The 25,744-nt window shown below is 62.9% G+C and carries 25 protein-coding genes; 11 read left to right on the plus strand and 14 right to left on the minus strand.

Annotation, left to right across the window (positions count from 1 at the left end):
- The 9 genes from VGM61_RS13320 to VGM61_RS13360 form a co-directional block, all read right to left on the minus strand.
- On the minus strand, nucleotides 1-1,766 hold a 1,766-nt coding region (locus tag VGM61_RS13320), incomplete at its 3' end, for a CocE/NonD family hydrolase (protein ID WP_331523320.1).
- Between the two features lie 35 nt (nucleotides 1,767-1,801).
- Nucleotides 1,802-3,211 carry an MmgE/PrpD family protein gene (locus tag VGM61_RS13325; RefSeq protein ID WP_331523321.1) on the minus strand — a complete coding sequence of 470 codons (1,410 nt, stop codon included), beginning with the start codon at nucleotides 3,209-3,211 and terminating at the stop codon, nucleotides 1,802-1,804.
- An 83-nt stretch (nucleotides 3,212-3,294) separates the two neighbouring features.
- Nucleotides 3,295-4,140, minus strand: a complete 846-nt coding sequence (locus VGM61_RS13330; RefSeq protein ID WP_331523322.1) for a GntR family transcriptional regulator — start codon at nucleotides 4,138-4,140, stop codon at nucleotides 3,295-3,297.
- A gap of 59 nt (nucleotides 4,141-4,199) precedes the next feature.
- Nucleotides 4,200-5,582, minus strand: coding sequence for an MmgE/PrpD family protein (locus tag VGM61_RS13335; protein WP_331523323.1), 1,383 nt, complete (start codon nucleotides 5,580-5,582; stop codon nucleotides 4,200-4,202).
- A 42-nt stretch (nucleotides 5,583-5,624) separates the two neighbouring features.
- Complete coding sequence (locus tag VGM61_RS13340) at nucleotides 5,625-6,416, minus strand: phosphosulfolactate synthase (RefSeq protein ID WP_331523324.1); 792 nt, start codon at nucleotides 6,414-6,416, stop codon at nucleotides 5,625-5,627.
- Between the two features lie 19 nt (nucleotides 6,417-6,435).
- Nucleotides 6,436-7,206, minus strand: a complete 771-nt coding sequence (locus VGM61_RS13345; RefSeq protein ID WP_331523325.1) for an SDR family NAD(P)-dependent oxidoreductase — start codon at nucleotides 7,204-7,206, stop codon at nucleotides 6,436-6,438.
- 25 nt (nucleotides 7,207-7,231) lie between these two features.
- Nucleotides 7,232-8,740: a tripartite tricarboxylate transporter permease gene (locus tag VGM61_RS13350; protein WP_331523326.1), complete on the minus strand. Its 1,509-nt coding sequence runs from the start codon at nucleotides 8,738-8,740 to the stop codon at nucleotides 7,232-7,234.
- 13 nt (nucleotides 8,741-8,753) lie between these two features.
- Entirely contained in the window at nucleotides 8,754-9,236 is a 483-nt protein-coding gene (locus tag VGM61_RS13355) for a tripartite tricarboxylate transporter TctB family protein (RefSeq protein WP_331523327.1), read from the minus strand.
- Nucleotides 9,237-9,296: 60 nt separating this feature from the next.
- Nucleotides 9,297-10,262: a tripartite tricarboxylate transporter substrate binding protein gene (locus VGM61_RS13360; protein ID WP_331523328.1), complete on the minus strand. Its 966-nt coding sequence runs from the start codon at nucleotides 10,260-10,262 to the stop codon at nucleotides 9,297-9,299.
- 272 nt (nucleotides 10,263-10,534) lie between these two features.
- Between VGM61_RS13360 and VGM61_RS13365 the strand changes: the two genes are divergently transcribed.
- From VGM61_RS13365 to VGM61_RS13380, 4 genes are all read left to right on the plus strand, one after another.
- A complete protein-coding gene (locus tag VGM61_RS13365; protein WP_331523329.1) occupies nucleotides 10,535-11,944 on the plus strand; it encodes an MmgE/PrpD family protein in 1,410 nt (469 codons plus the stop codon).
- Nucleotides 11,945-11,977: 33 nt separating this feature from the next.
- Nucleotides 11,978-13,177 carry a cation:proton antiporter gene (locus VGM61_RS13370; RefSeq protein ID WP_331523330.1) on the plus strand — a complete coding sequence of 400 codons (1,200 nt, stop codon included), beginning with the start codon at nucleotides 11,978-11,980 and terminating at the stop codon, nucleotides 13,175-13,177.
- Between the two features lie 122 nt (nucleotides 13,178-13,299).
- Nucleotides 13,300-16,215, plus strand: a complete 2,916-nt coding sequence (locus VGM61_RS13375; RefSeq protein WP_331523331.1) for a beta-galactosidase — start codon at nucleotides 13,300-13,302, stop codon at nucleotides 16,213-16,215.
- A gap of 62 nt (nucleotides 16,216-16,277) precedes the next feature.
- Nucleotides 16,278-16,589 carry a hypothetical protein gene (locus tag VGM61_RS13380; protein ID WP_331523332.1) on the plus strand — a complete coding sequence of 104 codons (312 nt, stop codon included), beginning with the start codon at nucleotides 16,278-16,280 and terminating at the stop codon, nucleotides 16,587-16,589.
- A 22-nt stretch (nucleotides 16,590-16,611) separates the two neighbouring features.
- Here the strand turns inward: VGM61_RS13380 and VGM61_RS13385 are convergent, their stop codons facing one another.
- The 4 genes from VGM61_RS13385 to VGM61_RS13400 form a co-directional block, all read right to left on the minus strand.
- Nucleotides 16,612-17,904, minus strand: a complete 1,293-nt coding sequence (locus VGM61_RS13385; RefSeq protein ID WP_331523333.1) for a M56 family metallopeptidase — start codon at nucleotides 17,902-17,904, stop codon at nucleotides 16,612-16,614.
- The gene (locus VGM61_RS13390) at nucleotides 17,897-18,259 is read right to left on the minus strand and encodes a BlaI/MecI/CopY family transcriptional regulator (protein WP_331523334.1); all 363 of its coding nucleotides are present in this window, start codon (nucleotides 18,257-18,259) and stop codon (nucleotides 17,897-17,899) included. Before VGM61_RS13390 ends, VGM61_RS13385 begins: the two co-directional genes overlap by 8 nt.
- Before the next feature lie 94 nt (nucleotides 18,260-18,353).
- The gene (locus VGM61_RS13395; RefSeq protein WP_331523335.1) at nucleotides 18,354-18,989 is read right to left on the minus strand and encodes a LysE family translocator; all 636 of its coding nucleotides are present in this window, start codon (nucleotides 18,987-18,989) and stop codon (nucleotides 18,354-18,356) included.
- 10 nt (nucleotides 18,990-18,999) lie between these two features.
- Nucleotides 19,000-19,839, minus strand: coding sequence for an NIPSNAP family protein (locus VGM61_RS13400; protein ID WP_331523336.1), 840 nt, complete (start codon nucleotides 19,837-19,839; stop codon nucleotides 19,000-19,002).
- Between the two features lie 97 nt (nucleotides 19,840-19,936).
- Between VGM61_RS13400 and VGM61_RS13405 the strand changes: the two genes are divergently transcribed.
- On the plus strand, nucleotides 19,937-20,944 hold the full coding sequence (locus tag VGM61_RS13405; RefSeq protein ID WP_331523337.1) for a YafY family protein: 1,008 nt from the start codon (nucleotides 19,937-19,939) through the stop codon (nucleotides 20,942-20,944).
- Nucleotides 20,945-21,009: 65 nt separating this feature from the next.
- Here the strand turns inward: VGM61_RS13405 and VGM61_RS13410 are convergent, their stop codons facing one another.
- Entirely contained in the window at nucleotides 21,010-21,606 is a 597-nt protein-coding gene (locus VGM61_RS13410) for an NUDIX domain-containing protein (RefSeq protein ID WP_331523338.1), read from the minus strand.
- Between the two features lie 39 nt (nucleotides 21,607-21,645).
- On the opposite strand from VGM61_RS13410, the gene VGM61_RS13415 reads away from it, so the two are divergent.
- The 6 genes from VGM61_RS13415 (at nucleotide 21,646) to VGM61_RS13440 (ending at nucleotide 25,738) form a co-directional block, all read left to right on the plus strand.
- Entirely contained in the window at nucleotides 21,646-22,443 is a 798-nt protein-coding gene (locus VGM61_RS13415) for a DeoR/GlpR family DNA-binding transcription regulator (RefSeq protein ID WP_331523339.1), read from the plus strand.
- A 27-nt stretch (nucleotides 22,444-22,470) separates the two neighbouring features.
- Nucleotides 22,471-23,172: a DUF4386 domain-containing protein gene (locus VGM61_RS13420; protein WP_331523340.1), complete on the plus strand. Its 702-nt coding sequence runs from the start codon at nucleotides 22,471-22,473 to the stop codon at nucleotides 23,170-23,172.
- A gap of 352 nt (nucleotides 23,173-23,524) precedes the next feature.
- Nucleotides 23,525-23,959 (plus strand): hypothetical protein, encoded by a 435-nt coding sequence (locus tag VGM61_RS13425; protein ID WP_331523341.1) that lies wholly within the window; start codon nucleotides 23,525-23,527, stop codon nucleotides 23,957-23,959.
- Between the two features lie 171 nt (nucleotides 23,960-24,130).
- The gene (locus tag VGM61_RS13430; RefSeq protein ID WP_331523342.1) at nucleotides 24,131-24,385 is read left to right on the plus strand and encodes a hypothetical protein; all 255 of its coding nucleotides are present in this window, start codon (nucleotides 24,131-24,133) and stop codon (nucleotides 24,383-24,385) included.
- A gap of 745 nt (nucleotides 24,386-25,130) precedes the next feature.
- Nucleotides 25,131-25,346, plus strand: a complete 216-nt coding sequence (locus VGM61_RS13435) for a YcxB family protein (RefSeq protein WP_331523343.1) — start codon at nucleotides 25,131-25,133, stop codon at nucleotides 25,344-25,346.
- Between the two features lie 65 nt (nucleotides 25,347-25,411).
- Nucleotides 25,412-25,738 carry a hypothetical protein gene (locus VGM61_RS13440; protein ID WP_331523344.1) on the plus strand — a complete coding sequence of 109 codons (327 nt, stop codon included), beginning with the start codon at nucleotides 25,412-25,414 and terminating at the stop codon, nucleotides 25,736-25,738.
- The last annotated feature ends 6 nt before the right edge of the window (nucleotides 25,739-25,744 follow it).

A 25,744-nucleotide genomic window follows, 5' to 3' on the forward strand; every position in this document is an offset into this window, starting at 1 on the left:
TCGCGGTAACGCAGGCGCTGGATCGTCTCATCCAGGTTGTAGGCTGTGCCGTCGGGCAACACATCGATCAGCTTCGCAGTGACATCCGTGTCCTTCACATCCGAGCTGACGTAATACGTCACTGTAATCGGGCCAGAAACCTCAATGCCTTCCGTCAGCGGCTCCGAGGTGTACACCAGAATGTCGCTGCGAGACTCCATCTTGCGCTGATCGAGCGAACCACCGTTGCCGGGAATCGTATTGGCTGCGCAGCAAACATTGCCGCCATAGCTCGGCGTCGGGTGCATAGGGTCGTAGATGAATGTATCTGGCGTATCGGCTTTCGAAGCCATCGCAGACGCACTGCTGAAATGCAGAAGCGATGACGATGCGGCTTCTGGAAGCACAAGCTTGCCGTCACCGTTCAGCGTATTGGCCTTGCCTGAACTCGCAAGTTCGAGCTTCACTTCCTGCGCGCCCTTCGGAGGCCATGTTTCCGAATGCTGCCACTTGTTCGAGCCCATGGTGTAGTACGTGACTTTCGGCTGCTTCTTCAGGAAGCCATTGTCCTCGCCCTTGAGGAAGTGGTCGAACCATGCATAGGTCATCGAGCTGTAGTCCAGCCGAGCATCACCCATATCGCGCTCGCCGACGACCGTATGCGCCGTGGCACGCGTATAGCTGCAGTGCAACGTGGGAGCGATCACCGCATACTGCTCATTTGCGGCTTCACCCTTCGCATGCGAGCGGACAAAGTTATAAGCTGCAAGGTTTGGGCCAACAGAAACGTCATACCAGCTCATAAACCAGAAGCCCGGCACGTTGATCGGCATGGTGTCTGACTGCCAGAGACCACCCTTGCGCCACTCAGGGCTGTTGGGCTCGCGCTCGATCATGGCGCCCCCCGTGTCGACCGGCATCTTGTCGGCAAAAATACCCGCCGGCCCGCCGACCGCGCTAATGATGTCCTTCTCCGGCAGGTGCTCGTAAGCCTTCGCCCAGTCGATGGCTGGCATCTGCGGCGCGAGATCGAACAGCTTGGAAGCCTTGATCAGGTCAGCTTGAGAGGTGTTCGGAGGAAACATCGGCCGCACCTGGTTCTGCTCGCCGTAGATCCACGCGATGAACAGCATCTGCACCGCGCCCCCGCGATACCAGTTGCCCTGTTCCCAGTACGGGCCCACCTTGCCCACGCCGGCACCGAAGCCCTGTACGTTGAAGGCGGCCAGGTGTGGATCATCCTGCGCCACCACGGCCATCTGCCATTCGGCGGTGGACGAACACCCGGTGGTACCCACCTTGCCATTGGACCAGGGCTGCGATGCCATCCAGTTCACCGCGTCCACGCCGTCGCTAAGCGGCGCGCCGAGGATGTCGTAATTTCCTTCGGAGAAGAAATGCCCGCGTTCGTTCATGTTGACGTAGGCGTAACCGGCCTTCACGGCTTCCAGCTCACGGCTCATGTCACGCGGTGCGCCAAGCTTCACATCCCAGAAATTGAAGTTGTACGGCGTGCGCGAAAAGATGATCGGCACCTTGCCGGAGGCGTTCTTCGGCCGGTAGACATCGGCTGCCATGCGCTTGCCGTCGCGCATTTTCACCATCACCTTGCGGTCGATGACGGCAACGGACTCAAGTTCCTGCTCCAGCGCGTTGCGCTTGGCAATCAACTCCACCTGGGGATCGGCTTTTTGTGCGGGCGACGCAGCCGAGGCGAGCAGGCACGCCAGGGCAACAGAGAAAGGCGCGGCGCAAGCCACGGCGGACGAAAAGCGACTGGATCGCATCAGGCAGTCTCCCCATTGGATCGCCCGATTATGGCCTATTCCCGTTGAGAGGAAAGCGTGCCGGACAGCAGGTTTGCCGAAAGCGTGCGCGGATCGTCGAACATGCCCTCAGCCAGCGTGATGAGATTTGCCGCATCGCCGTGCCAGTGTCCGAAGGCGAGGTTCGCGCGGGCCTTGGCGACGAGATCATCACGGCTCATCGGCTGGTCGACGCCACCGCGCAGGTGTGGCTGTGATTCGATGATGGTGCGGCCATCGCGAAGCGTCACCTTCAACTCGCCCGTGTAGGCGCGCGGATAGGGATTATCCGGATCCACTTCGAAACGCACTTTGGCGGCCAGGGCAAGCACGTGCGGATCGGTGATCGTTGCTTCGGTGAACTCCGACAACCCCGCGTCGCCGCGCAGCACGCCCACTGCCACGCAGAACGGGCCGCTGAATTTGGCGGCGTAAGGCGTGGGCGGACGTTGTTTCAGTTCCAGCGGTGCCCATAACCGATGCACGGTGCCTTCACCGACGGCGCAGGTGATGTCGACGATGTCGCCGGGAGCGATGCCATGCCGCCGCAGGTTCACTGCACAATCGATGTAGGGCTGGGTCATGGTGCCGCAGGCATAGGGCTTGAAGGCAACGTTGGCCGCTTCCCAATGCGTGCCAAGGCCTGCCAGCAAGAGGTCGAAGTCCGGATTAAGGCCGGGTGCGAACGCCTTGTACAGGCCATGCACGCCCTCGAACACGGTGGCCGGACCGCGGAAGCCATGCGCGCCCAGTTCCGCCGCACGAATCCCCGATTGCGCGGCCCAGCCCGCGTGCAGGCGCTTGGTCCACGAACCGTCGGCCAGGTATTCGATGATGCCCGACGACAGGCTTCCGGCCACGCCCAGCGCATCGCCGATCCGGCCCGCATCCAGGCCCATGGCGACGGCGACACCGGCGGCGGCCGCTGGTGTGCCGAGGACCGAGGTGGGATGAAAGCCTGCAGTGTGCACCGCTTTCTGCGCCACCATGCCCAACCGGCACATCAGTTCGATGCCCACCGCCATGCCGAGCGCGACGCGGTCGGCCGGCAGGCCATGGGCTTCGCCGGCCGCAAGTAGGGCGGGTACGATCACCACGCCGCTATGCACCGGACAGCCTTCATAGGTGTTGTCGTAATCCTCGCCGTGGGCCATGGTGCCGTTGATCAACGCCGCCGCATACGGATCGAGCGTTGCCGTGCCGCCGAAAACCGTGCAAGGCCCTGCCGAAGCCGGCATGCCACGCACGGCGCGGCCGTAATCGGTATCGAAGGAGGCAATGCCCAGCGCGGCGGTATCGATCACCGTGTTGGCCACGGCGCGCCGGACCGTGGCGGGCACGTCCGCTACGTCAAGGCCGGCGGCCCATTCGGCAATTCGCGCGGCGACGGAAAGCGGGGTGCCGGGTGCGGATAGGTGGTGGGTCATGGTGTGGTCCGGTTATTAATTATATCTTATATAAGAATAATGTTGACACTGGAAGATTCAAGCCGGGCATCGCCAGGCCCACTTCAGGTGGTGCGGTTAAGATAGACCAGCTGGTCCGTGCGGCAGACGGAGATGCGCCATTCCACCGGTTCGCCGCCGAGGCTATACGCGGTGCGCTCCACCTCCAGTACCGGGACGTCGCCGGGGGCGTCGAGCAAACGCGCTTCCTCGCGATTGATCAGTCGTGCGCGGATACGCTCGTCCACGCGCACCACCAGCAGGTTGTATACCTGCTCAAGCGCCAGGTAGAGCGAGTTGGGCCTCTGCTGGAAGATCACGGTGTCGGCATCGGGGCAGAGTTCTTCGCCCAGGTACATGAAGTCCACAAGCACGGGCGCCCCACGATGGCAACGCGCGCGCACCAGGCGCGAGACTGGTTCGCCGGCTGCCAGTTGCAGCCCCGCGGCGACACGCGCAGTGGCCTTGATGTTGGAGCTGGCAAGGTAACGGACCTCGCTACCTGCCAGGGTTTCCCCCGACGCGAGGAAAAACCGGCTGAAACGGAAGGGTTTGTAATCGCCCTTGTGCGAGGCGACGAAAGTGCCGCGCCCCGATTGCCGCGTGACCAGGCCTTCCACCGCCATTTCTTCGATGGCGTGGCGCACGGTGCCCTGGCTCAAGCCATATTCTTCGGCCAGCTTCATTTCACTGGGCAACATGCCGCCGGGGCCCCAGTCGCCGGCGAGTACGCGGCGGATCAGGTGATCCTTGACCTGAAGATAGAGCGGACGTGCGGACGGTCGCTCGCCGATGGTATTGCGCGCCGATGCCATGCGCTGGTCGCGCCGGATGTCGAACGGCGAAGTGGCCTCCGCGTCGACGCGCGGCTTGGCCGCGCTGCGTCCCGGCGCCTTGCCCTTTACCGCCACGCGCGCCGTCCTTCCTGGGTTGAATGTTTGCGCATGCGGCATCCTGGCAATGGGGAATATCAATGGCGGAACGAGGCCAGCCCGGCGAGGTCCCGGTGATCGGGAAGCCCCTCGCAAAATGCCAGCAGGTCGCGGCCCAGCGCCTCGGGCCAATGTCCATGGGCGATATTACCGTGAAACTTGGCGATGATCTGCCCACGCGTAAGCGGCTCGCGCATGCCACCGCGCATGTGCGGCTGGTCCAGTGCGATGGTCGAGCCATCCTTCAGGGTCACGCGGATATGCCCGCTGTAATTGCGCGGGTACTCATTCGCCGGGTCGATCACGTAGGAAATCCTGGCTGCCAGGGCCAGCACCGCCGGATCGGCGGCGCGTTCGTCGGTGAATTGCGCAAGGCCGGCGTCGCCGTCGAAGAAGCCGACCGCCATGCAGAAGGGCATGCTGAACTTGGCCGCGTAACCTGATGGTGGCCGGTGCTTTGCCTCCAGCGGCTCCCATAGCCGGTGCACCAGGCCCTCGCCGGTGGGACACTCGATGCGCTGGATCTGGTCGGCCTTCACACCCTGGGCCGCCAAACGGATCATGCAGTCGATGTAGGGATGGATCATGGTGCCGCAGGCGTACGGCTTGAAGGCGATCTTCTCCATGTAGAAATGTTCGCCCAGCCCTTCGAGCAGGTGGCTGTAGTCAGGTATGGCACTGGGTGCGAAGGCCCTGAAGAAATTGTGCTCGCCCTCGAAGATGGTGCGCGGGGCGAAGAAGCCCTGGCGCGCGATCACCGCCGCGCGCAAGCCCGACTGGGCGGCCCAGCCTGGATGCAGGCGCTTGGTCCAGGCGCCGTCGGTAAGGAATTCGATGATGCCCGAAGACATGCTGCCGGCCACGCCCATGGCCATCGACAGACACTTCTCGTCCAGGCCCATGGCGGTCCCGGCACCCACCGCGGCGCCCAGTGCACCGATAACACCGACCGGGTGGAAACACGCTTTGTGCATCTTGCCCGCCGCCACGTGGTTGAGCCGGCACACCGCTTCCATGCCCGCCACGATACCCAGGAGCGCCCGCTCGCCGGACAGGCCGAAGCGCTCGCTGGCCGCCAGCACCGCGGGGATCACCATGGCACCCACGCGGATCGGTGCGCCTTCAAGCGTATCGTCGAAATCCTCACCGTGGGTGGCTACACCGTTGACCACCGCGGCACCCGCGGCATCGAGCGTGCGTGCGTGGCCGATGGCCGTGCACGGGCCATCGCTGTCCCAGCCGCCGGCAATCTGGCGCACGTAATCCTGTTCGCGCGCGGCCACGCAAAGGCCGGTCATGTCGATCAGGTCGGTGATGGCCACCTCGCGCACCGCGGAGGGGAGCTGGCTTGCCTTGAGTTGGCTGAATACGTTGGCCATATGTTCGGAGATCGTGGTTTCCGGTGGGGCTGGGTGGTGCATGGAATTCTTCTTTTTGCTGGAGGATGAAAGGCCGGCCAGGGTTCAGTGCCCAGCCATCAGGGCGAACACGCCGCGCTTGCGCAATCCGCGCCGCTGCGATTCGAGGTCGAGCACCTGGTCCGAATCGACGTCGAGGTTCACCGCCGAGCCGAAGGTTTTCAGGAACCAGGGAATAAGACCCTCTTCCTTGGCCTGGAAGATCAGCTGCCCCAGGCCGAACTGGCCGACCAGGTCGAGCACCAGGCCTTCATTGCGTTTCTCCACGCCTTCGTTCAGGCCCTCGGCCTGGATCAAGACGCGCCACGCACCGGCATCCAGGCAGGCCTTCACTTCGGCGGCGACCAGCTTCGCGCTGCCGGTCCAGTCCACGCCCCCTTTCCTGCCACATTCGGCCACCACTTCCAGGCCAGCATCGCGCGCCAGCGCGATCAGCGCGGACTTCTGCCCGATGCCCATGGCCACCTGCGCGTTGGACACTTCCACGCCCCAGCCACCAAGGTCGTGGATGGCGGCGAAGTACTCCTTCGCCACGCCCTGCATCAACGCCAGCTCGGAAACTTCTCCGGCGAAGAAGGCGGGGATGCCGCGCTTGTCGTAGGCCTGGATCTTGCCGCGCACCAACGCCTCGGGCAGGAGGCGCGATACACCCATGGCGAACTTGGCCACGTCGATGTATTCACCGGCGGTGTCCAGCAGGTCGTCCAGCGCGCGTGGTCCCAGGCCGCGGTCCGCGACCACGGTGAGCCCTTCCGAACGTGGCCGTGCAGGACGCGCGGGCACGCGCACGATCGACAGGCACTTGTCTTCCAGGCGATCGAGGGCCGGCCCGGTCATGGCAATCTCCCGACAGTGTTCATGGCAGGTAGGCCCCGCCGTTGACGTGGATCACCTGGCCGGTGACGAAGCGGCCGTCGGGGCCGCAAAGCATCTGCACGACACCTGCGATGTCTTCGGGCGTGCCGCGACGGCCCAACAGTGGATGATGCACCGCGTGGTGTTTGGGCTTGGCTGGCGCGGTGGAGAGGTCGCGTTCGGTCTCTATCATCCCGGGCGAGACCAGGTTCACGGTGACATTGGCTTCGGCAAGATCCCAGGCCAGCGCTTTGGTCATGCCCACAAGGCCGGCTTTCGCCGTCACCACGTGCACGCGGGCCTTGGCACCAGAGCTGCCCGTCATGCCGCCGATGTTGACGATGGCGCCGGCACCGCTGGCGATCAGGTGCTCGCGCGCCGCGCGCACGCAAAGGAACGCGCCGTCGAGCACCACGCCTGTGATCCTGCGCCAGTCCGCTAGCGACATCGTGGCAAGGTCGGCTTCCTGACGGACTGCCGCGTTGTTCACCAGGATGTCCAGGCGCCCGAAGGTTTCGATGGCGCAGGCGATCAGCCGGTTTGCGCCATCTTCCTCGGTGATGTCGGCCAGGCAGCCCACCGCGGTGCCGCCGTGCTCGCGGATGAAGGCCACCGTCGCGTCCACTTGCTCTGGCCGGCTGCGTCCATTCACCACCACGCTTGCGCCTTCGGCGGCCAGGCGGCAGGCAATGGATCGTCCGATATTGCGCGCGCTGCCGGTGACGATGGCCACCTTGCCGTGGAGCGGTCGCGGGCTGGTTGGTTCATGCATCGGGTTTATTCTCCAAAGAAACAATTTATGCCGGGGTGACGCCGTCCCTCAGGCCGCGGCGCCGCTTTATTTCCAGCCGTAGCTGGTTGCCCAGCGAGCCGAAGACAAACAGCGCGGCGACAACCAGGAACGCCGCCGAGATGTGATCCTGCAGGAAGATCCACTTGTCGCCACCGGATACCACCAGCGAGCGGCGGTAGTTCGATTCCACCATGAAGCCCAGCACCAGGCCGAGCACCGCGGGAAGGAAGGGCAGGTCGAGCTTGCGCATGACGAAACCGGCGACGCCTGCCACCATCACGATGCCCAGGTCGAACATGCTGTTGTTGATCGAATACACGCCCGAGAAGATCAGCGCCAGGATGAAAGCCATGAGGTAGGCGCGCGGACGGTTCACCAGCCAGATACAGGCAGGCAGGATGAGTATGCCCATCACCAGTAGCACGAAGGGAGCGGCGAACATGCCGCCGTACAGCCCGTCGATCACATGCGGCGATTGCGCGAAAAGCTGCGGGCCCGGGGTGAGGCCCTGGATCAGCAGGCCGCCGAGCAATACCGCCGTGGAATTGGAACCGGGGATGCCGAAGCTCAAAGTCGGGATCAACGCCGAATAGGTCACCGTGGCATTGGAGGTTTCCGGTGCGGCCACGCCCTCGGGGGAGCCATGGCCGAATTCTTCCTTGTACCTGGACCAGCGGCGTGCCTCGTTATAAGCAATGAACGACGCCACCGTGCCGCCGGCGCCGGGCATGCAGCCTTCGAATGTGCCAACCGCGGCTCCGATCACCTGGGGTTTCACCAGCCGGCGTCGCATCGCGCCATTGGGAAAGCGCAGGCGTGCCCGTCCGGACACACGGTCCCAGGCCGGTTCGCCGGCCTGCAGCAGAATCTCGCTTACCGCGAAGAGGCCCACCATGATCAACACCGGTTCGATGCCGGAAATGAGGTCGGGCTGGCCGAAGGTGAAGCGGTTGACGCCGGAGATCGGGTCGGCGCCGATGGTGGAGACCATCATGCCGACAATGCCGGTGGCCAGGGCCTTGAACAGGTTCTTGCCGCCGAGCGTGGCGATGATGCTCAAGCCCAGCACACCCAGCGCGAAGTACGACATCGGCGTGAAGGCCAGCGCCACCTTCACCAGCGGTTTGGTCAGTAACGTAAGCAACACGAAGCCAACCAGCGCGCCCAGCACGCCTGAATAGAGCGAGATGCCCAGCGCCTCGGGCGCCAGTCCCTTGAGTTTCATCGCGTAGCCGTCGATGGTGGTCACCACCGAGGAATTGGTGCCGGGAGTGTTGATGAGGATGGCCGGGACTGAGCCGCCGTATTCAGCGCCAAGATACGTGGTGGCCAGCAGCACGATCGCCATCGGTGCACTCATCGTGTACGTGAATGGCACCAGCAAGGCCATGGTGATCGAGGGCGAGATGCCCGGCAGCGCCCCGCCGATGATGCCCACGGTTATCCCCAGGAACACCACCGGGATAATCGGCGTGGTCCAGTAGAGCTGCAGGATCTGCATGATGGCGTGCATGTATCGGAATCCTTCAGGCGCCGCCGAACCAGCTACCGGTAGGCAGCGGGATCTCCAGCAAGTAGACGAACAGGCCCCAGAAGATCGCCGCGCCGCCAATGGATGTGGCCCATAGCGGCCATGCGAACGGCCGCCGCTGGTACACGCCGACCACGGCGATAAGCACGACCACGGCCAGCGGGTAGCCGGCGTACGGCAGCAGGTAAAGGAAGCCCACCGCGATCGCCAGCATGCCCAGCGCGCGCAGTATCGAATGGATGAGTTCCGGATCGATGCCCAGGGCCAGCGTGCCCCGGTGCAGGGCCAGGCCCAGCTGCACTACCGATTTGGCAATAAGGATCACCGACAGGCCGCCCAGGATGGCCGCGAGCCCCTTGGGAAAGCCATCGGCGCCGACGGCGTCGGACAACGAACTGTGCTGGATCGACAGCGAGAAGTGGTAGTACAGCGCGGCCAGCGACAGTAGCAGCAGGCCACCGATGAGATCCTTGAGCATGGTCTGCCTCGGGTGGGGAATTCGGCGCGGCCTGCGGCCGCGCCGGTGCTTGCCGTCGACTTACTGGGTGACGCCGTGGGTCTTGAAGAAGGTGGCGCTGTCAGCGGCGAACTTGGCGATGAACGGCACGTAGTCCGCATGGCTCATGTAATCGGGCGTAAGCGCATCTTCCTTGTAGATCTTCATGTACGCAGGGTCTTTCAGCACGGCCTGCACGCCTTTTTCCCACGCGGCGATCACATTCGGTGGCAAGCCCTTGGGGCCTGCGATGCCGCGGAACTTGTGCACCGTAACGTCATAGCCGGACTCCTTCACCGTGGGCAGGTTCGGTAACTCCTGCATGCGCTTGTCGGCGAACACGGCCAGCAGCCGGATCTGCCCGGACTGTACCTGCGAAAGCAATTCCTGGTATTCGCCCACGCCCACGTCGAGCGTGCCGTTGAGCACGTTGATCAACAATTCCCCGCCACCGGAATGGGTAACCACACCGGCCTGCACCTTGGACACTTCCTTCAGCCGCTCCAGCGCCTGGCGCTCGAGCGAACCGGGGTTGGCTGCTCCCCAGCGCCCGCGTCCCTCGCGCGCATGGTCCATCACATCCTTGAGCGTCTTGTAGGGACCGTCCGCCCGCGTGTACAGAATCTCCTGGTCGGAGAACACGTTCACCACGGGCTCCAGGTCCTTGTAGGTGTACTTCGGGCTGCTCAGCTGCGAGGTGAAGATGAAAGTCGGCGTGGTGGCGTAGAAGATGCTGCCATCGGGTTTCGACTCGGCGAGTAGCGCCATGGCCCTGCTGCCACTACCTCCCTTTTCGTTCACCACGATGAACTTCACGCCCATGATCGCGCCAAGCCGCGTACTGAGCCTGCGCAGGAACACATCGCTGCCACTGCCAGGATTGGAGTGGGTGACCAGCTTGACCACCTTGACGGGGTAGGCATCCGTGGCCACCGCCATGGTGCATGCGAAACCGGCGACGAGGCCGGTAAAGACGAGGGCAAGCATCTTGCCCGGGCTGCTTTTCATCCTTTCCTCCAGTGAAGAAACGAGTGCGAACACGAACGTCCGTAGGCAACGCGAACAAGCGGGTGGTAGCCCGATGGTGTAGCAACATATCTTATATAAGTTATAGTGACAACGGATTTCGCATCGAAAAGTGCATGCGGTGGAGCGATGTTGCGCGTGCACATCGAGCGCGCTCTCCGACGCAACTGACGTGGCAGGCGACGACGCACGAAATACCACGCCGATGCGCGGAAAAAATTGTGCAACACACCATCCAACGAGGAACCGGCTCCATGACCACCAAGCCCGCGAACATCACCGAGCAGGCCGCTCGATTCATCGAGGACATCGCCTACGACGACCTGCCCACGGAGGCCCTGGCCATCGGCCGGCGCTGCATCCTCGACGCGATGGGCCTCTACGTAGCCGGTGCGGATGAATCATCGGTACGCATGCTCATCGACGATGCGCGCGAACAGGGTGGGCGCGAGGACGCCTTGTTGGTGGGTGCCGGGATGGCGAAGGTGCCGGCGCCGCTGGCGGCGCGCGTGCTCGGTACGGCGGGACACGCGCACGACTGGGACGACACGCAGGTATCGCATGATCCTGCGCATATCTACGGCCTGCTCACCCATCCGACCGTGCCACCGTTGACCGCGGCCCTGGTGACAGCCCAGAGGATTGGCAACGTCAGCGGACGTGGCCTCATGGTGGCTTTCCAGGCCGGCTTCGAAGTGGAATGCAAGATTTCCGAATGGATGTTGCCCGACCACTATCTGCGCGGACACCACAGCAGCGGTACGGTAGGTACGTTCGGTGCCTGCGCCGCGGCGTCGAAGTTGCTGGGGCTGCATGGCGCGCAACTTCGCCATGCGCTGGGCATGGCGGCGAGCTTCGCGGCAGGCATCCGCTGCAACTTCGGCACCATGACCAAGCCGCTGCACGTGGGCCGCGCCGCGGAGAACGGCGTGACCGCCGCTCTCCTGGCAGCGCGGGGCTTCACTGCCGATCCGTCCGCCCTGGATGGCCGTTGGGGCTTCGCGCAGGTACTGGCCGGCGGCTTCACCGACTCGAAACTCGAACAGGGCTTCGGCAACACGTTCACCATCGTTTCGCCGGGTGTCAGCATCAAGCCCTATCCGTCGGGGATCCTCACCCATCAGTCGATGGATGCGATGCTGAAACTGGTCACGACGAACGATGTCAGGCCGGACGAGGTGGCATCGATCGTCTTCCATGCCGGCAGCAATATCCTGAACCCGATCCGCTACCCCATCGCCATGAACCACCTGCAGGCCAAATTCTCCATGGCGGCGCTGCTGGCGATGATGGTCGTGCACCGCCGTGCCGGTCGCCGGGAATTTACCGACGAGAGCATCCTGGCCGACGACATGCAGTCGATGCAGCGTCGTATTACCGTGCAGCTGGATCCGGCGATCGAGGCAATGGGCTTCGATCTCATCCGATCGCGCATCGAGCTCACCACCCACGACGGCCGTACGCTGGTCCAATGGGCCGACGAGCGATACCGTGGCGGTCCCAACCTTCCGATGAGCGACGATGAAGTGGCGCAGAAGTTTCGCGACTGTACTGACGGCTTGCTCGATGCCACCCGCCAGGACACCGTGATCGCCACCGCGCGTGACGTTACCGGGCTCGCCGATGCCGGCGAGCTGGCGCGCTGCATCGCCACCGATGGCTGAAGCCAGGCGCAAGTACGAATATCCGGGCGGCTGATGCACCCGATAACGGACATCCTGCTGCTGCTGTTCGTGATGTACGTGGCCGCGCTATTGGGCGGCGAATTGGCCTTGTGCCTGCGGTTACCGGCCGTGGTCGGCGAAATCGTCGCCGGCTGCGTGCTGGGGCCGTCCGTGCTGGGCTGGATCGGTAGCGCCAGCATCGCGTCGGGCACACCGGTGGACATGCTCGCCGAGGTCGGTGTCATCCTCCTGCTGTTCTCGGTGGGTCTGGAAACCAGCCTGGCGGACCTCAAGGCCGTGGGTGGCCATGCGCTGGCTGTCGGCGTGCTCGGTGTGATCACTCCGTTCGTGATGGCTTCGACATGGGCGCACGGACTGGGCCTGGCGTGGGCACATTCGATGTTCGTTGCCGCGGCCTTCGTCGCCACATCCGCGGGCATCACCGCGCGCGTGCTGCAGGAGCTTGGCGTGCTCGGGCGCCGCGAGGCACGGATCATCCTGGGCGCGGCGGTGATCGACGACATCCTGGCCATGCTGCTGCTTGGCATCGTCACCGCCATGCAGGGCCATGGCGAAGTGAGCCTGTGGCCGCTGTTGGGCACATTCGCTGGCGCCGTGGGCTTCGTCGCCGTGATCGGCCTGGGCGGCAGCATGATGATGCGCCGAGGCTCAGGCTGGCTGGACGCCCCGCAGAACCCGCTCTCGCCGCTGGCAATAACCCTGGCCATGTGCCTGGGCCTGGCGTGGTTGTCCACACGCTTTCACCTGGCAGCGATCATCGGGGCGTTCCTGGCCGGCATGGTCGCCGCCGAAACTCGCCAGCGCGGGGAATTGGCGCGCAGTACCTCACCGTTGCTGGCCTTCCTTACCCCGTTCTTCTTCGTGGTCACCGGGGCCCGGGTGGACCTGGGCAACCTTGCCGATGCCCACGGCCTGGCGATGTTGGCGATGGCGCTGGCCATCGCCATCGTCTCCAAGGTCGTCGGTGGTTTCCTGGGCGCGATCTCGCTGGGAAAAACCAGCGCGCTGATCGTCGGCGTGGGCATGGTGCCGCGTGGGGAAGTGGGCGTGGTCATCGCCAGCCTCGGCCTTGCCACGGGCCTGCTCGATTCCACCCTTTACTCGGTGATCGTGGGGATGTCTATCCTGTCCTCGATCGCTACCCCGCCTGCACTTGCATGGATGTTCCGGTCGCAAAGGGCTTCGGCCGAGCAACCTGCAACATCCCCATAGTTGCAACAATGCACAAATTGCCCCAATCTGCCCGATCCGGAACGGCACCATGGGAGCGGCGGATGTCCAGGTCGAACACGATGGCATGGGGGCGGTCCTTGCCTGGCGTAGGGGCGCTGTTTTTGGCAGCCACCCTTGCTGGTGGGCCGAGGCTGCACGCTGAAGACCAGGCACGCGTGGCCGCGCCGTCCGCGCACACCGTGACCTACGACCGCTATTCCCTCCTTGTGGATGGCAAGCGCATCTACCTGTGGTCGGGTTCGTTCCACTACTGGCGCCTGCCCAGCCCTTCGCTGTGGAAGGACGTGCTGCAGAAGATGAAGGCCGGCGGTTACAACGGCGTGGAGATCTACTTCCATTGGGGGTTCCACTCGCCACGGCCCGGCGTCTACGACTTCTCAGGCATCCGCGATGTCGACCGCCTGCTGGACATGGCGCGCGACGAGGGCATCTATGTGATCGCCCGGCCCGGGCCGTATATCAACGCCGAAACCGACGGCGGCGGCTTCCCGGCGTGGCTTGCCGGTACGGCGGGAAAACCCCGTACCACGGCGCCGGAATACACCGCTGCCTATAAAGACTGGCTCACCCATATCGATGCCATCATCGCCCGGCATCAGGTGACCAACGGTACCGGCACGGTGTTGCTGTACCAGGTAGAGAACGAGCTCTACGCCGAGAACGACGATACCCGCCGTTACATGCAGGACATCGCCGACAAGGCGCGTGCCGATGGCATCACGGTGCCGCTGACAGGCAACCACAACGACAATTTCCTTACCGGCCTGGGCGCGCCGCAGATTCCCGGTTTCGATTCGTATCCGCTGGATTTTGACTGCACCCGGCCTGAGCGCTGGAACAAGCTTTACGACTTCAGCAGCGAGCGACTTGCGTTGAAGGACACGCCGTTGTTCTTCCCCGAATACCAGGGTGGTGCCTTCGATAAATGGGGTGGCGCGGGCAACGCGAAGTGCCGCGAACTCACCGGCGTGCCGTTCGAGCGGGTGTTCTACAAGGCCAACATCGCCGCCGGCTCCACCATGCAGAATTTCTACATGACCTACGGTGGCCTCAACTGGGGTTACCTGGCCTCGCCCGGCGTGTATACCTCGTACGACTACGGCGCCGCCATCGAGGCCAGCCGTAAACTTACCGGCAAGTACGACCAGCAAAAGCGCCTGGGTTACTTCGTGCAAGCGGTTGCCCCATTGGCCAAGACCGACCGCTTGCCTGTTCGGCCGCCCACGCAGCAGGGCATCCGTGACGATGCACGCATCAACCCCGACGACGGCACGCAGTTCCATATCGTCCGGCACGCCGATGCGGCATCGACGGCCGACGACAGCACGCATGTATGGATGAACCTGGCCGCCGACGTCGTCCACGGTGGTAAGGCTGTTTACACCTCGGTGCCGCAACAGGCGGGTACGGCATTGCGGATCAACGGGCGCGATTCGAAGATCCTGCTCGCTCACTACCACTTCGGTTCGCAGGAGCTGGTCTATTCCACCTCTGAATGGATGACGCAGCTCTCATCCGGGGGCCGGGATATAGCCTTGCTCCATGGGCGCAACGGCGAAGATGGCGAGACGGTCCTGCGCTACAGGGCTGCTCCCCGCGTGCGCGTGTTGGCGGGGCAGGTGGCCAGTCATTTCGATGCCAGGGCTGGAACGCTCCGGCTGAACTATCGGCACGACGGCCTTGCCCGCGTGTCGATCAGCGGTACCGACGGAACGTCGCTGCTGTTGCTCCTGGCCGACGACACTACGGCCGCCACGTTCTGGCAGCTCCCGTCGAACGTGGGTCCGGTGCTGGTGCGCGGGCCCTACCTCGTCCGGGATGTGAGCGTATCGGCGGCGGACGCCACCGCCGCCCTGGAGGGCGATGCTGCCCAGGCGGGAGAAGTGGAACTGTTTAATCCTCGAGCCGTGAAATCGCTTGGCTGGAACGGCCGCGCCGTGGCCACTTCGGTAACACCGTCCGGCAGCCTGCTCGCCCGCGTGGATGGTCCGCAACCAGTGACATTGCCCACGCTCGATCACTGGAAGACCCAAGCCGGTAGTCCCGAAGCCGAAGCACGGTTTGACGACCACGCCTGGGCACTGGCCGATCTTTCCTCGACGAAGAATCCCTACTGGGACGGTCATTCGCCGATCTGGAACAGCGACGACTACGGCTTCCACCATGGCGCGGTGTGGTATCGCGGCCACTTCAAGGCCACGGGCCATGAAACAGGCATCCTCCTGGGCGCCTACATGGGCGTGCATCTTGGCAACCATGGCGTCTTCACCGCCTGGCTAAACGGCCACTACCTCGGCAGCAATCCCAGCAGTTCGCAGCTCTTCAACATCGACCCGTCGTGGCTTCAGCCGGGCAAGGACAACGTGCTTGCCGTGCTGGTGGACAACATGGGTCACAACCAGGAAGAGAGTAACGGTGTCACCAAGGAGCCGCACGGCCTGTACAAAGCGACATTCCTCGGCTCCGATGCTGCCATTCATTGGCGCATCCAGGGCAACCTCGGAGGCGAAGACGGCCTGGACACCGTGCGCGGGCCATTCAACAACGGCGGCCTTTACGGCGAGCGCATGGGCTGGCCGCTGCCCGGTTTCGATGACAAGACCTGGAAGGATGCAACGCTGCCCTCGACGGCGACCGAGGCCAGCGTGCAGTGGTATCGCACCAATGTCACCCTCGACCTTCCCCCCGGGCAGGATATTCCCATCGCCCTGGAGATCGAGGATGCATCCGAGCGCCCATACCGTGCGTTGATCTTCGTCAACGGCTGGCAGGTAGGCCGCTACATCTCCGATGTAGGTCCGCAACACGAGTTCGAGCTGCCGGCGGGCCTGCTGCACGCGCACGGCCCGAACACGATCGCCATTGCTTCCTGGACGACGGGTGTCGGCGGTGGCCTGGGCAAGGTATCGCTCATCGTGCAGGGCAATGTCACCACATCGTTGAAGATTGAAGACGTGGCGGCGCCTGGGTATCAGGATCTTGAGGGGAAGATAAAGGCGGCGGCGTCCGGGCGCTGACGCGCCCGGTATGAGTCCGCGTGCTAGATTCATGATCCGTTTCCAACGAACGGAGTGTGCCCGTGTTTCCTGCCCAAGACCTGGAACTTCATGATGCACAACTCACCGGGGTGGAGGTTCGTCCGACGACGCGGGAGGTTGCTGTCTCCGTTCGCGCGTTCGTTGGCATCTCGCCCAACACACGAACCAAGCTGACGTTGCTCTTCAAGGGAGTGAAGCAGTTCACCCAGAATATGGATTTCCTGGCAATGGAGGACAACTCCAGCGCCGGGAACATCAACTATTGGTCACCGGCGTTGCAGGCGGGTACGACGTACATCTATCTGGTCAACGGCGTGATAGCGGTTGAGCACGAGTCGATCGCACTCGCCTGACGTCTCCGGGCCCTCGCGCCGACTAACCTTTCCGCGCCTCATCAGCCGCCGGGCATCCGGCGATCGTCGTGATCGACACTTGCGGTCGGCCGTCGAGCTCGCTGAAATTCCAGCTGCCCTGGCTGCCCAGTTGGGTCTGCACGCTGGGAAATACCGTGTCGTACTTGCCCTTTGCGTTGCGGATGTTGCCGCGCAGGTTCACCTTGATGGTATCGCCAGCGACGGGCGTGGTGGTGATGGCGAGTGTCCAAAGCGGGTGGCCGTTGGCATCGGTTTCGCCGCCTGAAATCGCGCCGGGTTCTCCGGCGTGCAGGCAGATCTTCGGCGTGGCCACGACCTTGTCGTGAAGTGTGATGGCCAGCGACATCTGGTAAAGGCTATCCGTGGTGGACGCCGGTGCCGGTGCGGTGGTGGTGAATGCCGCGCTGGTGACGATCATCGCGGTTGCGGCCAGGAGGATCTGGCCACTGATGCGTCCGAGGGGGCGCGTTTGCTGGGTCTTCAACATGGCGATGCGCTCAGTGAGGGGGTGGTACGAACCCCACGCGTTGCCGACCGGCAAACGCAGGGCGGAAAGCCGATGGCTCCTGACCAGGATGCCGGCATAGACACGCGCATCCTGCCGGCGGTGGGCGAGCACCATGGCATCGCAGGCCAGCTCCTGATCCCGGCGAAAGGCGCCAAGCGCCCACCAGGCGACGGGGTTGAACCACATCACGGCCACGGCCGCGTGCGCCAGCAGCAACCACAGGCCATCCCGGCGGACGGCATGGGTTTCCTCATGGGCCAGCACGAGTTCTTGCTCGCGGGGGGAATAACGCTGGTGGAAGTCGGCGGGCAGGACAATCGTCGGGCGGAACGCGCCCACCACGGCGGGCCCGATGTCGCCGCGTGCGGCAAGCATCACCGGCCATGGGCCATCGTGGGCATGGGGCGTTGCCTCGCGCATACCGCGGCGATAGCGCCGCTGAAGCATGACGGACGCAACGACGAACAAGGCCGCGCCGGCCAGCCACAGCAGGCAGGCCAGGAGCGCATAATCGTGCTCCGACCCTTCCGTCCCCGACAGACTCGGGATATCGATGGCGGTCGTGGCTGCGACGAACCATGGCGCCTGGGCCACCGGTACATGCAGGCCCAGCGGACGAAATGCAGCGCCAAGCAGGGCCAGCACAGGGAGCGCCCATAATTGCCAGGCGCGGATGGCGCCGAAGTAACGGCGGAAAAGAGGGCGAAGCAAAGCCACCAGCGCCACGCTGGCGGTGAACATGCCCGCCGCGAACGCGGCTTGCCGCAGCAGATCAAGGCTATTCATCGCCAAGCTCCCTGAGCAGCTTACGCAGCTGGGCCTTGTCCCGCGCCGACAGTTTCCTGTGCTCGGAAAAATGCGCGACCAAGGGCGCCACGCGACCGCCGAAGAGCCGGTCGAGCAGGCTGGTGCTCTGCTGCGTGACGTAGTCGTCGCGGGTAAGCACGGGAGAATAGAGGTAGCGGCGGCCCTCGCGCTCGGCACTGATCGCGCCCTTGTTGAGCAGGCGGTTCAACAGCGACTTGACCGTACCTTCCTGCCAGCCCTGGTTCTCTCCAACCTGCGCAAGCAGTTGCTCGGTCGTCATGGGCGAAGACGCCCATAAGGCGTGCATCAATACCGCTTCGGCATCGCTGATCATGTCGTCCACCCTTCTTCGGTGGGCAAACGATCACACTTGTAAACGTTGTTGTCAAGCACTGATTACACGTGTGAACAAATGCCGAAACGGCGACCTAGATGCGCTGCCAGCCGGTAAGCCCGGTGAACATGGCGGTGCCTACCAGCAGCACGCCGACACACCGCGCCGCCAGTACGCTGGCGCCAGGCTTTCCCTGCAGCCAGCCGCGCACGCGCCCTGCCAGCAACACCATGCCGCCGTACACGATGCACTGGTTGCCGGCGATCACCAGCCACAGAATCAGTGCCTGGATCCATACGCCGCCATATTCCGGGCGCAGGAATTGTGGGAATACGGCCAGCATGAACAGGTAGGCCTTGGGGTTCATCAAGCTGGTGGCGAGCCCCTGGCGGAACGTGGCCCAGTCGTCGCGAACGTGTTGGTCCGGCTGCAAGGCCAATCCGCGGCGGTTGCGCAGCAGGCTCACGCCGATCCAGGCGATATAGGCAGCGCCAGCAATCAGCAAGGCATTGAAGGCGCCGGGCATCACCTTCACCAGCACGCCAATGCCCAGCGAGGTCATCACTACGTGGCACACGCCGCCGCTGGCGATACCCGCCAGCGCCATCATGCCGCGCGAGCGGCCACCGGTGATCGCGCTGCCGACGATGAAGGCCATGTCCACGCCTGGCAGCACGATAATGCCGAAGGCCAGTGGTACGAATAGCCAGAGGTGGCTGGTATCGGTCATGGCCGCTGCTTCAATGTGCCTGGTCCAGCCAGCGCAGGCGTGAGCGTGGCGTGGGGTCCATGACCTGGCGTTCGACGGACCCTCGTGTAAGGCCGGTGGCAGAAAGCTCATGTTCCACCTGGTCGAGTTTCGGAGCCAGATGCTTCGACAGCGTTGCGTCGTCGCGCACCACACCCAGCCACACCAGCCAGGGACCGTCGGTGCGAATGGGCAACTGAGGGAAATTGTTGGGTACATCCAGCGTTACCAGGATGCCAGCCGGATGCACGCCTTCCATCGCATAGCTCTTGAACGCCGCTTCCGCCTTCGCCGCGAAGGCATCTTCGCTGCCCTTCTTCACCGGGAAGATCTGCGCCACCACCACGCCGCCGGCACCCTTCGGTTCCAGCACCGGATCCACCGCAGGTAGCACCGTGATGTCCTGGTCTGCATGCAGCGGCCGCATCAGCATCACGTTGTCGCTGTCGGGAAGGATGGCGTTGACCTTGATGCGGTGTTCGCGCCACAACGGGCCATAGTAGAACGCAGCGTTTACCACCGGCCGCGCGCTGATATCGTGGAAGCCGCGCAGCCAGGTGAAATGATTCGGATTTCCCCTGTCGGCGAATTGACCGAATACCATCGCACCGAGTTGTTCGAATGCTTCGGGGAAATAGCTATCGAAATAGGCAATGAAGTGCGCCCGCTCACCGTCCTTGGTGACATAGCGGCGAAATTCGATGGCCTGGTAATTGTTGAGGTGCGCCACGGTGTCCATCGGCACGCTTGCCGTTTTGGCCGGGGCGCCCGCGCTGGCGGGAAGCGTGATGGCGGCAAGCAGGCACGAGCCGATAGCGGTGGAAAGTTTCACGTGGATATCCTTGGATGCGGGGCCCCCGCCCCGTCTGGAAGGACACTAGGCGATAAACAGGACAGTTTCCGTCCTGATTCAGGCCTAGAATCGCGCCATGGCCGCTCCCACCACCCGCGTACTTGCCGTCCTGGAATTGCTCCAGGCACACGGCCGCATGAGCGGGCCGGCGCTGGCGGCGCGTGTGGGCGTGGATGTGCGTACCTTGCGCCGCTATATGACCACGCTGGAGGATCTGGGCATTCCCATCACCACCGAGCGCGGACGGCACGGGGCGTACATGCTGGTGGCAGGCTTCAAGCTGCCGCCGATGATGTTCACCAACGACGAAGCGGTGGCGCTGTCGGTGGGTATGGTGGCGGCGCGCGGGCTGGGTCTTGCCGAGGGTGCGCCAGCTCTGGAGAGCGCGCACGCCAAGCTCGCGCGCGTGATGCCGGAGCGGCTGAAAGGGCAGGTCGGAGCCATCACCGACACGGTAAAACTTGAATACCTGCCCACGTTGAGTACGCCGGCGAGCAATGCCGCCTTGATGACGCTGATTGCCGCCGCGCAGTCGCGCCTGCGCGTACACCTGGGGTACCTTGCTCCCGGCGGTGGGAAAACCGAGCGCGATTTCGATCCCTACGGCCTGGCCTGGCGTGCAGGAGCCTGGTACGCCGTGGGCATGTGCCACTTGAGGCAAGACCTGCGCTCATTCCGGGTGGATCGCGTGGCTGGCGTGCAGGCGCTGGAAATCACCTTCCAGCGTCCGCAGGGCTTCGATCCCCTTGCTCAGCTGCTGCGCAACATCGCCACGCTGCCACACGGCCGCGCGATCGAAGTGGTGCTGCGTACGGACCTTGATACTGCGCGGCGCTCGTTCACTCCGGCGATCGGCTTATTCGAACCAGTGGACAACGGAGTGCTGCTGCGAAGCAGTGCCAGCGATAGCGACATGGGCTGGTTTGCGCGTCAGCTTGCGGGGCTTGGCTATGATTTCGACATCGTCATGCCCGACATCCTGAGCACGGAGCTGGCGAAATTAGCGGTACGACTGCGCGCGCTGGCGGAGGCGGGAGTCAACAGGGTGCACATGGATGAAAGCATACATTCGCCCAAGCAGTAGTTGGCCTCACGCGCCATCGTTTCCAATCTTGCCTAGTGCCGCCGCCCGACGCTCTGCGAAATGATCTATACCGCAGGCCCAAAAATGTACAATGCCGCGTGCTGCAAAAGCATGATCGTCTTGCCATCCACGATCTCGCCGCGGCGGACCATGTCCATGGCCTCGTCGAAGGGAATTTCCAGCACCTCGATATCCTCGCCTTCCTCCTCCAGGCCGCCGCCGTCGCCGGCCTTGTGCGAGGCGTCGTAGGCGGCGACGAAGAAGTACAGTTTCTCCGTGACCGAGCCGGGGCTCATGAAAGCCTCGAACACCTTCTGTACCCGGCCGATGCGGTAGCCGGTTTCTTCTTCCACTTCGGCGCGAATGCGCTCCTCAGGCGTAGCCTGGTCCAGCAGGCCCGCGCAGGCTTCCACCAGCATGCCGTGGTGGCCGTTGACGAAGGCAGGGAAGCGGAACTGGCGCGTAAGCACCACCCGACGCGATGCCAGTTGATAAAGCAGCAGGGTGGCGCCGTTTCCACGGTCGTAAGTCTCCCTCTGCTGACGCTGCCAGCTGCCATCGGCACGCTGGAAGTCGAACACGGTTTTCTTCAGCAGGTACCAGTCGTTTGACAGCACCTGAGTGTCGATCACGCGCACGCGGTCGGCGGTGGTGGAAATCATGGCGAACTCCCGTGGACAAGCAGGGGGAGGGAGCGTATCGTGCAGTTTCGTGCAACGTCAATCATTTTCGTGCAGAAATCCATGTTGACCACCCAACGCAAGCAAGTGATCCTGTCCCGCCTGGAGCGGGATGGGCAGGTTGTGGCCAAGGCGCTTAGCGGCGAATTCGGCCTGTCCGAAGACACCATTCGCCGGGATCTGCGGGAATTGGCCGCCGAAGGCCGCCTGCAGCGAGTGCACGGTGGCGCCTTGCCGGCCTCGCCCGCCACGGGCGATTTCGTGCAACGTCAGGCAATCAATCCGGGGGAAAAGTTGTCCATCGCCCGCCGCGCCGCCTGGATGGTGCAACCTGGCCAGGTGGTCATCCTTGATGGCGGAACCACCTGCGTCGTTCTGGCCAGGGAGTTGCCGCTGTCGCTCAAGGCCACCGTGGTGACCCACAGCCCAAGCATCGCCGTCGAACTGATGAACCACCCGCACATCGAGGTGGTGATGATCGGCGGCCGTCTGTTCAAGCACTCGATGGTGTCGGTGGGTGCCGCTGCGATACAGGCCATCGCCGACATCCGTGCGGACATCTACTTCATGGGCGTCACGGGTGTGCATGCCGAAGCCGGCCTAAGCACAGGCGACCTGGAAGAAGCATTGGTGAAACGCGCCTTCGCCGCGCACGCGGCCGAGGTGGTGGTGCTTGCATCGCACGAAAAGCTCAACGCCGCCTCACCCTTCGTCATCGGCACGGCAACGATGGCCACGACGCTCGTGGTGGAGCACCATACGCCGGCATCGGCCACGAATGACCTTGCGGCTCTGGGTATCGATATCGTCCGCACTTGAAGCGTTACGTTACTAGGGGCAACGAATATGGACTCAATAAACAAGACTGCACGAACGGCAGGCCTCGCTTATCTGGTCAACATCGTGACCGGAATATTCAGCCTCCTGTACGTGCCGTCGCACGTCATGGTTCGTGGCGATGCCGCGGCCACGTTCAACCATATCGTGGCATCGGAATCCCTGTTCCGGCTGGGTATTGTCGCTGGCGTGGTCGCCCACGTGGCCTTCCTCGTACTACCCCTTGTCTTGTATAAATTGCTCTGCCCAGTCAACAGGCCTATGGCCGTTCTGATGGTGGCTCTTGCCGTTGTCGCTGTGCCGATCGACATCATTGCCATAGTGAACCAGCTTGATGTGCTGACGTTGATAAAAGAGGCGTCCCATCAGCATGCGTTCACCGCCGATCAGACGTATGCCCGTGCGCAATCGTCACTGGCCTCTTACAGCAACGGGCTGATCATCGCCCAAATTTTTTGGGGACTCTGGCTGCTTCCGTTCGGCTACCTGGTGTTCAAGTCTGGCTTTCTTCCCAAGTTTCTAGGCATCTTCCTGATGCTGGGTTGCATTGGCTATTTGATCATCTTCATTGCGGACATCCTCTTTCCGCAGTACGACGTACCGGGTTTCGTGATGCTGCCAGCCTCGATCGGAGAGATTGGTATCGCTTTGTGGATGGCGATCGTGGGTGCCCGCAGATTCCTCTTTGTTCCTAAGGGTCAGAAGACATAGTGGACGTGATGTGCGCTACACCTCTGGACCGTTGTCCTTAGCGGGGTAACTGAACTTGCGGGCAGATTGAGCATGCTGCGATAGGAAGCGTTCCCGAACTTTGAGACGCTTACTATCGACTGCCAGCGTCGCGGCGGGCACCATCACAGGGTTGCCTCGGTCGAGGTAACCGGGCTTCGAAAACCCGTTTGAAACGCCAATCGGCGTCGCGACAAACTCGCGGCGTCTGTGCGTCGCCTTTTGGCGGCGTGCCGGTGTGGGCCATGCCCAGACCGTTTGGCGTTTCACGGTTTTTCGAACCCGGCACGCCGCCACTCTCCATCGGGAGGGTGGCGCACCGCCCGGAGCATCGATGCCAGTCACGGAAGAAAGCGAACTCTACGCCCTGGTCGGCGAAGTCATGGTGCTATCTGCACGCATCGAATCGTGCCTGGAATCATGCATCGCCGCCTGCCTTCCGGACGCCAGTCCCACTGCCTCCCAGCCGCTATTGCGCCGCCTCAATTTCACCAACCAGTTGGCGATACTGCACGAACTGGTGCAAGACTTGTACGAGCGACGCGACACGACACTGGTGGAGTTCCGTCGCTGGCTACGGCGTCTAAAGCGCATCCGCGAACGGCGCAACGACCTGGTTCATCACGTGCTTAGAGTGGCCCGTTCGCGCGAGGAGCTGGGGCGCTGGAAGTCGGAAATCGAGCACATGCGTGAGGAATGCACGCGGGCGCCGTACTGGGTGCAAGCCCTTCGTACGCGCGTCGCGACGGCGGACTCCGATAACGACTGATTCTCTTTCCGGCTAGCTCTGAAGACCGCCCTTGTGTCGACAGGGTGAAACCTTGCGTCCGGTTGTCCGGTTCACCCCGTCCGCGGACAGATACCAGCCTGCACAAACGAAGCGAAAACCCGCCTTGGTCCAGTCCTTGCTTCCACGCCAGAGGGCTAGGGGAGTATCTCGGTGGCCGAAGATGCGAACAATGCATGGAGGAGGGTGCCCTGGAAGCGCGTGTCGTGGGAGCTTCAAAACTACATATTCTTCTACCTGCGCTCCCACCACTATTCGATAACCCCCAGCAATACCGATGCCGTGGCGCAAGTCATTGCGGATCGGCTCGCGGCAGGGCCGATGAAGCACTGCGATCTTGACGTGATTATCGATCGAAGCGCGGTGGATTATCAGCTAGATGCCAATGAATGCGATATTTCGGATTGATGTCCACATCCGACTCAAAAGGCGGCCGCAGATGCAAGACACGTTTAAGCGGTACTTTAAAATCTTCCTCGGCGCAGTGGGCGCGCTATTGACCGGATCTCGAGTTGCATCTGGCCTCAAGAATGGATACGTCTTCGGGATTGGCCAAACAATTCTGGGCACCGCATACCAGAAGGCAACGCAGGCGTCGCAGTACTGGTTCATCATTTTCTTTTGGTCGGTAGCCTGCGCCTCATGCCTTTGGCTAGCGTGGTCTAGCTATCGGGAATAGATTCGGCATCGCGTGGGCCAAAGATTGGACGAAGATGGGTCAACGTCAAGGTCCGCTTCCTGTTGTGGATATAGGGGCCAACGAGTTGGCTTCTACCTGCAGCAAACGGCCTCGTATCCTGAGGGAAATGAGCCAGGTTCACTTTTTAGAGCCGTGGAGCTAGGCTTCGATCTCCAAGCAAGGGCGGGGGCCATGGAGCTAAAGGGAAGAATTGCCGTCGAGGATTTGATGGCTGCGCAGTGGGTTCACGCGCGACCGAGACGCTCTTTGGCGTGGGTCGGCATTTTGCTACTTGGCCTGGTTGTTTTCGCCATGGCGGACTCGTTTGCCGGGGGTCGTCAATCGTTGACAGATCCAACGATTTGGATCTTGCCGGGCCTCCTTGCGTACCTGGCCTTCATCGCCTTTGTCTGGGTTCCGAGAAAAGTTCGTCGGAGCTATTCCCAGAGGAAAGATTTCCGGCACGAGATCAGCATGATGGTCACGAGCGCCGGCGTGGCAGCGCGCACGGAACAGGGCAATAGCGTGAAGCCGTGGAGTGACTACCTCAAGTGGAAGGAAGGCAAGAGCGTTTTCCTTCTGTACCTCTCCGACCATATGTTCCAGATCGTCCCCAAGCGATTCTTTGCTGCGCACGAAGACATCGATGCGTTCCGTAACGTCATAAGGCAATCGATAGGCGCCAGATAAGGCGACCACGCATTTTACGACCTGGCAACCCCCGCTGCGATGGTTTCTGGTTTAAGGCGATACGCATGGCTCCTCAAACATTTCCAGACGTTCCGTTTTTTGTCCTCTTTGGCATGGTCATCATGTGGTTCGTGATGATCAAGCTGCTCTTCAATCGCCTTGAAGCAGCGCATCCAGAAAAGTACGCGGCCATGGGCAGGCCCTCGCTGTTCCTGCGAAACAGCGTCGCTAGCAGCTGGGCAACCATGAGGTTCCTGGTCACGCGTGAACATAGGACGCTCAACGATAGCTACCTGTCCAGATTGTCCGACGCCATGCTGGTCTTCTTTGCTATCTACCTGCTTCTGTTCTTTGGAATGGTCTTTTTCGTGTCAAGGGTTCACGCGTCCTGACAAGGT

Source organism: Pinirhizobacter sp. (assembly GCF_036499745.1).
Classification (GTDB): Bacteria; Pseudomonadota; Gammaproteobacteria; order Xanthomonadales; family Rhodanobacteraceae; genus Pinirhizobacter.

Excerpts from the sequence above, each read along its gene's own strand:
- VGM61_RS13325 (WP_331523321.1), bottom strand. The coding sequence starts at position 3,211 with ATGACCCACCACCTATCCGCACCCGGCACCCCGCTTTCCGTCGCCGCG.
- VGM61_RS13335 (WP_331523323.1), bottom strand. The coding sequence starts at position 5,582 with ATGCACCACCCAGCCCCACCGGAAACCACGATCTCCGAACATATGGCC.
- VGM61_RS13340 (WP_331523324.1), bottom strand. The coding sequence starts at position 6,416 with ATGACCGGGCCGGCCCTCGATCGCCTGGAAGACAAGTGCCTGTCGATC.
- VGM61_RS13345 (WP_331523325.1), bottom strand. The coding sequence starts at position 7,206 with ATGCATGAACCAACCAGCCCGCGACCGCTCCACGGCAAGGTGGCCATC.
- VGM61_RS13350 (WP_331523326.1), bottom strand. The coding sequence starts at position 8,740 with ATGCACGCCATCATGCAGATCCTGCAGCTCTACTGGACCACGCCGATT.
- VGM61_RS13355 (WP_331523327.1), bottom strand. The coding sequence starts at position 9,236 with ATGCTCAAGGATCTCATCGGTGGCCTGCTGCTACTGTCGCTGGCCGCG.
- VGM61_RS13360 (WP_331523328.1), bottom strand. The coding sequence starts at position 10,262 with ATGAAAAGCAGCCCGGGCAAGATGCTTGCCCTCGTCTTTACCGGCCTC.
- VGM61_RS13365 (WP_331523329.1), top strand. The coding sequence starts at position 10,535 with ATGACCACCAAGCCCGCGAACATCACCGAGCAGGCCGCTCGATTCATC.
- VGM61_RS13370 (WP_331523330.1), top strand. The coding sequence starts at position 11,978 with ATGCACCCGATAACGGACATCCTGCTGCTGCTGTTCGTGATGTACGTG.
- VGM61_RS13385 (WP_331523333.1), bottom strand. The coding sequence starts at position 17,904 with ATGAATAGCCTTGATCTGCTGCGGCAAGCCGCGTTCGCGGCGGGCATG.
- VGM61_RS13390 (WP_331523334.1), bottom strand. The coding sequence starts at position 18,259 with ATGATCAGCGATGCCGAAGCGGTATTGATGCACGCCTTATGGGCGTCT.
- VGM61_RS13395 (WP_331523335.1), bottom strand. The coding sequence starts at position 18,989 with ATGACCGATACCAGCCACCTCTGGCTATTCGTACCACTGGCCTTCGGC.
- VGM61_RS13405 (WP_331523337.1), top strand. The coding sequence starts at position 19,937 with ATGGCCGCTCCCACCACCCGCGTACTTGCCGTCCTGGAATTGCTCCAG.
- VGM61_RS13410 (WP_331523338.1), bottom strand. The coding sequence starts at position 21,606 with ATGATTTCCACCACCGCCGACCGCGTGCGCGTGATCGACACTCAGGTG.
- VGM61_RS13420 (WP_331523340.1), top strand. The coding sequence starts at position 22,471 with ATGGACTCAATAAACAAGACTGCACGAACGGCAGGCCTCGCTTATCTG.
- VGM61_RS13425 (WP_331523341.1), top strand. The coding sequence starts at position 23,525 with ATGCCAGTCACGGAAGAAAGCGAACTCTACGCCCTGGTCGGCGAAGTC.
- VGM61_RS13435 (WP_331523343.1), top strand. The coding sequence starts at position 25,131 with ATGATGGTCACGAGCGCCGGCGTGGCAGCGCGCACGGAACAGGGCAAT.
- VGM61_RS13440 (WP_331523344.1), top strand. The coding sequence starts at position 25,412 with ATGGCTCCTCAAACATTTCCAGACGTTCCGTTTTTTGTCCTCTTTGGC.